Raw genomic sequence first — 6,624 nt, forward strand, 5'->3', positions numbered from 1 at the left:
ATCCCGCTTGACCGAATGTTCCTCCTATGTTCCTATCCTTCGCACGGAACATAAGAGGAACATCATGAGCGACTGGACCTTCATCCGCGAGACCGTGACCCTCACCCTGGTGTTCGGCGCCTGCTACGGCCTGGCGGTGTTCGGCTACGCCTGGGGGCTTTGAGAGGCCCTACCCGATCGCGGTCTGCTCCGGCGGCAGGGAGCGCGACTTGCCCTCGCCGTCGATCGCGACATAGGTGAAGGTGCCGTCGGTGACCTTGACCACGCTGTGGTCGGTGCGCCGCTGCACGAAGGTCTCGATCCGCACCTTCATCGAGCTGCGCCCGGTCGACACCAGCTCGGCATAGCAGGAGACGGTGTCGCCGATCCTGACCGGGGCCAGGAAGCTCATCGCCTCCACCGCCACCGTCGCCGTGCGGCCCCGCGCCCGCTCATGCGCCACCACGGCGCCGGCCAGGTCCATCTGCGACAGGAGCCAGCCGCCGAAGATGTCGCCGTTCGGGTTGGCGTCCTTCGGCATGGCGATGGTGCGGAGGGCCGGCATCCCGGAGGGCAGCAGCAGGGTGGTCACGGAAGAATCCTAGATTTGGTTACGCACAGGCCGGAAGTGTCTATATGATGGAGTCAGCCCGCAGTTCCACGAGAAGACCCCGATTCCGGATCATGGCAGATCTGTTCGAGCCCGGCAGCAACTCCAACGGCCGCTACACCGCCAGCGACATCGAGGTCCTGGAGGGGCTTGAGCCGGTGCGCCGCCGCCCCGGCATGTATATCGGCGGCACCGACGACCGCGCCCTGCACCATCTGGTGGCGGAGGTGCTGGACAATTCCATGGACGAGGCGGTGGCCGGCCACGCCAACACGATCGACCTGTGGCTCGATGCCGATGGCGTCGTCACCGTCCGCGACAACGGCCGCGGCATTCCGGTCGACGACCACCCGAAATACCCCGGCAAGTCGGCGCTGGAGGTGATCCTCACCACGCTGCATTCCGGCGGCAAGTTCTCGAACAAGATCTACGCCACCTCGGGCGGCCTGCACGGCGTCGGCCTGTCGGTGGTCAACGCCCTGTCGGACGACCTGCGGATCGAGGTGGCGCGCGACCGCCAGCTCTTCCTCCAGCGCTATTCCCGCGGCCTGCCGCAGGGCCCGCTGGAGCGCGGCGGCGCGGTGCAGAACCGGCGCGGAACCACCATCAGCTTCCATCCGGACCCGGAGATCTTCGGCGCCGATGCCCGGCTGCAGCCCGGCCGGCTGTACCGGCTGGCCCGGTCCAAGGCCTATCTGTTCCGCGGCGTCGAGATCCGCTGGCGCTGCGACCCGGCGCTGGTGGCCGGCGACGACCGCACCCCGGCCGAGGCGGTGCTGCATTTCCCGGGCGGCCTGTCCGACTACCTGAAGGCGGCGCTGAACGACCGGCCGATGCGCACCCCCACCGCCTTCGCCGGCACCGCCACCTTCCCCGATGGCGGCGGCCAGCTGGAATGGGCGGTGGCCTGGCCGGAGGACGACGACGAGGGCTTCGTCCACACCTATTGCAACACCATCCCGACGCCGCAGGGCGGCACCCATGAGCAGGGCCTGCGCAGCGGCCTGCTGCGCAGCCTGCGCGGCTTCGCCGAGATGGCCAACCACAAGCGCGCCGGCCAGATCATCGCTGACGACGTGATGTCCGGCGTCGCCGTGCTGCTGTCGATCTTCATCCCGAACCCGCAGTTCCAGAGCCAGACCAAGGACCGGCTGGCCTCGCCCGAGGCGGCGAAGCTGGTCGAAGGCGCGATCAAGGATCATTTCGACCACTGGCTGTCGGCCGACCCGAAATCGGCCGAGGGGCTGCTGGAGTTCCTGACCGAGCGGGCCGAGGAGCGGCTGCGCCGCAAGCAGGCGAAGGAGAACGGGCGCAAGACCCCGACCGCCCGCGTCCGCCTGCCCGGCAAGCTGGCCGATTGCAGCCGCAACGCGCCGGAAGGCACCGAGATCTTCCTGGTCGAGGGCGACAGCGCCGGCGGCTCGGCCAAGGCCGCCCGCAGCCGCGAGACCCAGGCGATCCTGCCGCTGCGCGGCAAGATCCTGAACGTGGCCAGCGCCTCGGCCGACAAGTTGGCCGGCAACCAGGAGATCGCCGACCTGACCCTGGCGCTGGGCTGCGGCACCCGCGGCCAGTACGCCAGCGACAAGCTGCGCTACGAGCGGGTCATCATCATGACCGACGCCGATGTCGACGGCGCCCATATCGCGTCGCTGCTGATGACCTTCTTCTACAAGGAGATGCGCGGCCTGATCGCCGACGGCCACCTGTTCCTGGCGCAGCCGCCGCTGTACCGGGTGCAGGCCGGCACCACCACCGTCTATTGCCGCGACGACGCCCACAAGGACGAGGTGCTGGCCAAGCAGTTCGCCGGCAAGAAGGTCGAGATCAGCCGCTTCAAGGGCCTGGGCGAGATGATGCCGGCCCAGCTGCGCGACACCACCATGGACCCGGCCAAGCGGTCGCTGCTGCGGGTCGAGCTGGCGGACGACCCGGAGGACGAGATCGACGGCCGCCGCACCGCCGACCTGGTGGAGCAGCTGATGGGCCGCAAGCCGGAGCTGCGGCTGCGCTTCATCCAGCAGAACGCCGACAAGGCCACCGAGCTGGATATCTGAATCCGACGGCCGCGAGCAGGCCGTGTTGCAGGAGGGCCCATTGCGAGGAGCGCGGCGACGAAGCAATCCAGGGGCCACGCCAAACGGCCCTGGATTGCTTCGCTGTGCTCGCAATGACGGTTCTCTTCCCGATATGACGGGCAGAGTCGTGCGGGACATCCGGCCGCAGCCTGTGACCCGGGGCACAAGTCGGGCCGAACGGTGAGCGTAGAACGGAAGCGCCGGCCGATTGGCGGCGCCCCGCGCCGCGCCTTATCATCGAGACTGGCCGCATCGAGAACGGACATGATCCACCAAGCGCTCCGCCTCCCGCCCCTCGCCGCCCTCGGCCTCGCCGTCCCGATCCTGGCCGGCTGCGCCAGCGACCGGGTGGTCGTCTCCGACATCAGCTCCCGCTACTCCCGGGTCGAGTTCTCGGCCGCCGCGGATGGCCGCGACCTGCGCACCGTGGTCCAGGGCAATCCCTTCGGCACGCCCGGCTTCGACCAGGCGGTGACCCGGATCATGAACCGCACCTATGTCGGGCCGAAGACCAACTTCACCACCACCCCCGGCCCCACGGCCAAGCGCGACTACTTCGTCTCCGTGGTGTTCAACCCGTCCCCGGACGTCGTGCCGTTCGCGTTGTGCAACAGCGCGCCGATCCCGACCGCACCGCCGAATCCCAACCGGATCACCGCCCGCGCCGCCTTCTGCATCACCGGCGGCGAGGCCACGGCCGTGACCGGCTATGTCGATAACGTCAAGGGGCCGGACGACCCGAATTTCGTCAGCATGATCCAACACATGATGCTGGCGATGTTCCCGTACTGATCACGGGCGGGCGCCGGCCCGACCGGCGCCCGCCCTCTGCGCGAGCTCTGAAGGGGGAAATGCCATGGTCCTGCTTCGATGCGCCCTCGCCGCCGCCGCGCTGCTGGCGCTGGCCGCCTGCTCCGGGCCGCGGATCATCCGCAGCGATCTGGGCATGATGTATTCGACCGGCGAGCTGTTCCGGGCCGCCGACGGCCGCGACCTGCGCACGGTGGTCCAGGGCAATCCCTTCGGCACGCCGGGCTTCGACCAGCAGGTGACCGACATCATGACCGGCACCTATGTCGGGCCGAGGACCCGCTTCACCACCACGCCCGGGCCGACCGAGAACCGCGACTACTTCGTCTCGGTGGTGTTCAACGCCCGGCCCGAGGTCAACCCGTTCGACCTGTGCGACCGCAAGACCTGGACCACCGCCCCGGCCAAGCGGCCGATCGTGGTGCGCGCCGCCTTCTGCATCCTCGGCCGCGAGCAGTCGGCGGTGGCGGGCTATCTCGATCAGGCGACCGGGCCGGACGACCCGCAATTCGTCTCCCTGGTCCGCCACCTGACCATCCAGCTCTTCCCCTATGTCCTGCCGGTGCCCTTCGGCCGGCCCGACTTCCCCTAGGCCGCCAGCCGCCCCAGCCAGGTGGCCAGCGCGGCGTTGACGGCATCCGGCCGCTCCATGGTCGAGAGATGGCCGCACTCCTCGACCACCATCAGGTCCGCGCCGGGGATCAGACCGGCCATCTCCTCCGATACCGCCAGCGGCGTCAGCGCGTCCTGGCGGCCGCAGACCACCACGGTCGGGCAACCGATCCGCGGCAGGTCCGGGCGGCTGTCCGGCCGCCCCAGGATGGCCGTCTGCTGCCGCAGGAAGGCGTCGCGGCCGATCCGCGCGGCCATCGCCATCACCCGGCCGGTCAGCGCCTCGTCCTCCAGCCGGCCGGGATGCAGCAGCATCGGCAGCAGCCGCGGCGTCACGCCCTTGAACTCGCCTTTCCGGGCCAGGGCCAACAGGCCGCGCCGGCGACGGCTCTGCTCCTCCGTATCCGGCCGGGCCGAGGTGTCGATCAGGGCCAGGCCGCCCACCCGCTCCGGCGCCCGGCGCAGGATCTCGAGCGCGACATAGCCGCCCATCGACAGCGCGGCCAGGGCGAAGCGCGGCGGCGCCGCGTCCAGCGCCGCCTCGGCCAGTCCGGCCACGGAATCGGCGCCGGCCAGGCTGGCCACGGCCACCGGCCGCTCGGCCGAGAACGCGTTCAGCTGCGCCGCCCACAGGTCGGCGTCGCACAAGAGGCCCGGCAGGAACAGGACCGGCAGGGTCATCGCAGGAAGGCGCTCACCGTGCGGAACTCCTCGGTCCCCGCCTCGCCCAGCCATTCGAAGCAGGCCATCTCGGCGGTCGCGATCTCGACGCCGCCCTGCACCAGCCGCAGCTCCGCCACCGCCGTGCTGCGCGACGCCCGCGCCGTGGTGGCGTCGATCGCGACCACCGGCCGGAAGCCGGCATCGTGCAGGTCGAAGGCGGTCTGCAGCACGCAGACATGGCTTTCCAGGCCGCACAACACGACGGTGCGGCGGCCGATGCCCTCGAGATGGTCCAGCAGCGCCGGCTCGCCCACGGCCGAGAACCGCGTCTTCGGCACCACCGGCGCATCCGGCGCCAGGGCCAGGAGGTCCGGCAGGGTCGGGCCGAGCCCCTTCGGATACTGCTCGGCGAACAGCACCGGCACGCCGAGCGCCACGGCGCTGCGGATCAGCGTCTCGATGCCCTTCCGCGCCGCCGCGAAATCATGCATCGCCGGCACCAGCTTCGCCTGCACGTCGACCACCAGGAGGACGCTGTCATTCCGGTCGAGCAGCATTCGTCACCTCTTCGATTCATCGCCCCGGCAACGCCCGAGTCGCGCGCCGCTGGGGTGAGCCATGCCCGGACGTCTCGATAGTTTCAATTGACTTGACGCCGGTTTTTCCCATTTAAAGGGCCTGCGGCGGGCCGCGCGGCCGCCCCCATTAGTAAAGATTCCAGTACGATGCTCTTTTCGGATCTAGGGCTGAAGCCCGAAATCCTGCGCGCCGTGGACGATGTCGGCTACACCACGCCAACCCCGATCCAGGCCCAGGCCATACCCTATGTGCTGATGGGGCGCGACGTCCTCGGCATTGCGCAGACCGGGACCGGCAAGACCGCCGGCTTCACCCTGCCGATGATCGAGATCCTCGCCTCCGGCCGGGCCCGGGCGCGCATGCCGCGGTCGCTGATCCTGGAGCCGACGCGCGAGCTGGCCGCCCAGGTGGCCGAGAATTTCGAGCTGTACGGGAAATACGAGAAGCTGTCCTACGCCCTGCTGATCGGCGGCGAAAGCTTCGAGGACCAGATCAAGAAGCTGGACCGCGGCGTCGACGTGCTGATCGCCACGCCGGGCCGGATGCTCGACCTGTTCGAGCGTGGCAAGGTCCTGCTGGCCGACGTCAAGATCCTGGTGATCGACGAGGCCGACCGGATGCTCGACATGGGCTTCATCCCGGATATCGAGCGCATCGTCGGCCTGCTGCCCCCGCTGCGGCAGACCCTGTTCTTCAGCGCCACCATGCCGCCGGAGATCCGGCGCCTGTCGGACGCCTTCCTCAGCAATCCGAAGCAGATCTCGGTGGCCCCGCCGGCCACCACCGCCGACACGGTCGAGCAGAGCGTCGTGATCGTCGAGGCCGAGGACAAGCGGAAGGCGCTGCGCCACCTGCTGCGACAGGAGGACGTGAAGAGCGCCTTCGTGTTCTGCAACCGCAAGCGCGACGTCTCGGTGGTGTTCAAGTCGCTGCAGAAGCACGGCTTCAATGTCGGCCAGCTGCATGGCGACATGGTCCAGTCGATGCGCAACGAGACGCTGGACCGGTTCCGCAAGGGCGAGATCGCCACGCTGGTCTGTTCCGACGTCGCGGCGCGCGGCATCGATGTCAGCGACATCGGCCACGTCTTCAACTTCGACGTGCCGATCCACGCCGACGACTACGTCCACCGCGTCGGCCGCACCGGCCGCGCCGGCAAGACCGGCAAGGCCTATTCGATCGCCACGCCCGAGGAGGGCCGCTTCGTCAAGGCGATCGAAACCCTGACCAAGAAGCAGATCCCGCTGCTGGTGCTGCCGGAGATCGGGATCGAGGGCTTCCTGTCCGAGGACG

7 protein-coding genes are annotated in these 6,624 nt (G+C 69.3%); 4 read left to right on the top strand and 3 right to left on the bottom strand.

Translation table 11 applies throughout. The features are described from left to right. Nucleotides 1-169 precede the first annotated feature (169 nt). Nucleotides 170-571, bottom strand: coding sequence for an acyl-CoA thioesterase (locus tag P409_RS22455; protein ID WP_034843916.1), 402 nt, complete (start codon nucleotides 569-571; stop codon nucleotides 170-172). A 92-nt stretch (nucleotides 572-663) separates the two neighbouring features. Here P409_RS22455 and parE point away from each other — a divergent pair, with 92 nt between their 5' ends. From parE to P409_RS22470, 3 genes are all read left to right on the top strand, one after another. After that, on the top strand, nucleotides 664-2,646 hold the full coding sequence (gene parE, locus P409_RS22460; protein ID WP_034843919.1) for a DNA topoisomerase IV subunit B: 1,983 nt from the start codon (nucleotides 664-666) through the stop codon (nucleotides 2,644-2,646). Between the two features lie 285 nt (nucleotides 2,647-2,931). Next, nucleotides 2,932-3,459, top strand: a complete 528-nt coding sequence (locus P409_RS22465) for a hypothetical protein (protein ID WP_034843930.1) — start codon at nucleotides 2,932-2,934, stop codon at nucleotides 3,457-3,459. Nucleotides 3,460-3,523: 64 nt separating this feature from the next. Next, nucleotides 3,524-4,069 carry a hypothetical protein gene (locus tag P409_RS22470; protein WP_052121191.1) on the top strand — a complete coding sequence of 182 codons (546 nt, stop codon included), beginning with the start codon at nucleotides 3,524-3,526 and terminating at the stop codon, nucleotides 4,067-4,069. On the opposite strand, the gene P409_RS22475 is transcribed toward P409_RS22470, so the two are convergent. Then, nucleotides 4,066-4,770 carry an alpha/beta fold hydrolase gene (locus P409_RS22475; protein WP_034843923.1) on the bottom strand — a complete coding sequence of 235 codons (705 nt, stop codon included), beginning with the start codon at nucleotides 4,768-4,770 and terminating at the stop codon, nucleotides 4,066-4,068. The two genes, P409_RS22470 and P409_RS22475, sit on opposite strands and share 4 nt — an antisense overlap. After that, nucleotides 4,767-5,309, bottom strand: a complete 543-nt coding sequence (locus P409_RS22480; RefSeq protein ID WP_034843926.1) for an isochorismatase family protein — start codon at nucleotides 5,307-5,309, stop codon at nucleotides 4,767-4,769. The genes P409_RS22475 and P409_RS22480 overlap by 4 nt, the downstream gene beginning before the upstream one ends. 168 nt (nucleotides 5,310-5,477) lie before the next feature. On the opposite strand from P409_RS22480, the gene P409_RS22485 reads away from it, so the two are divergent. Further along, a partial coding sequence (locus tag P409_RS22485) for a DEAD/DEAH box helicase (RefSeq protein WP_034843929.1) occupies nucleotides 5,478-6,624 on the top strand: 1,147 nt, incomplete at its 3' end.

This window comes from Inquilinus limosus MP06 (assembly GCF_000767795.1).
In the GTDB taxonomy this organism is placed as follows: domain Bacteria; phylum Pseudomonadota; class Alphaproteobacteria; order DSM-16000; family Inquilinaceae; genus Inquilinus; species Inquilinus limosus_E.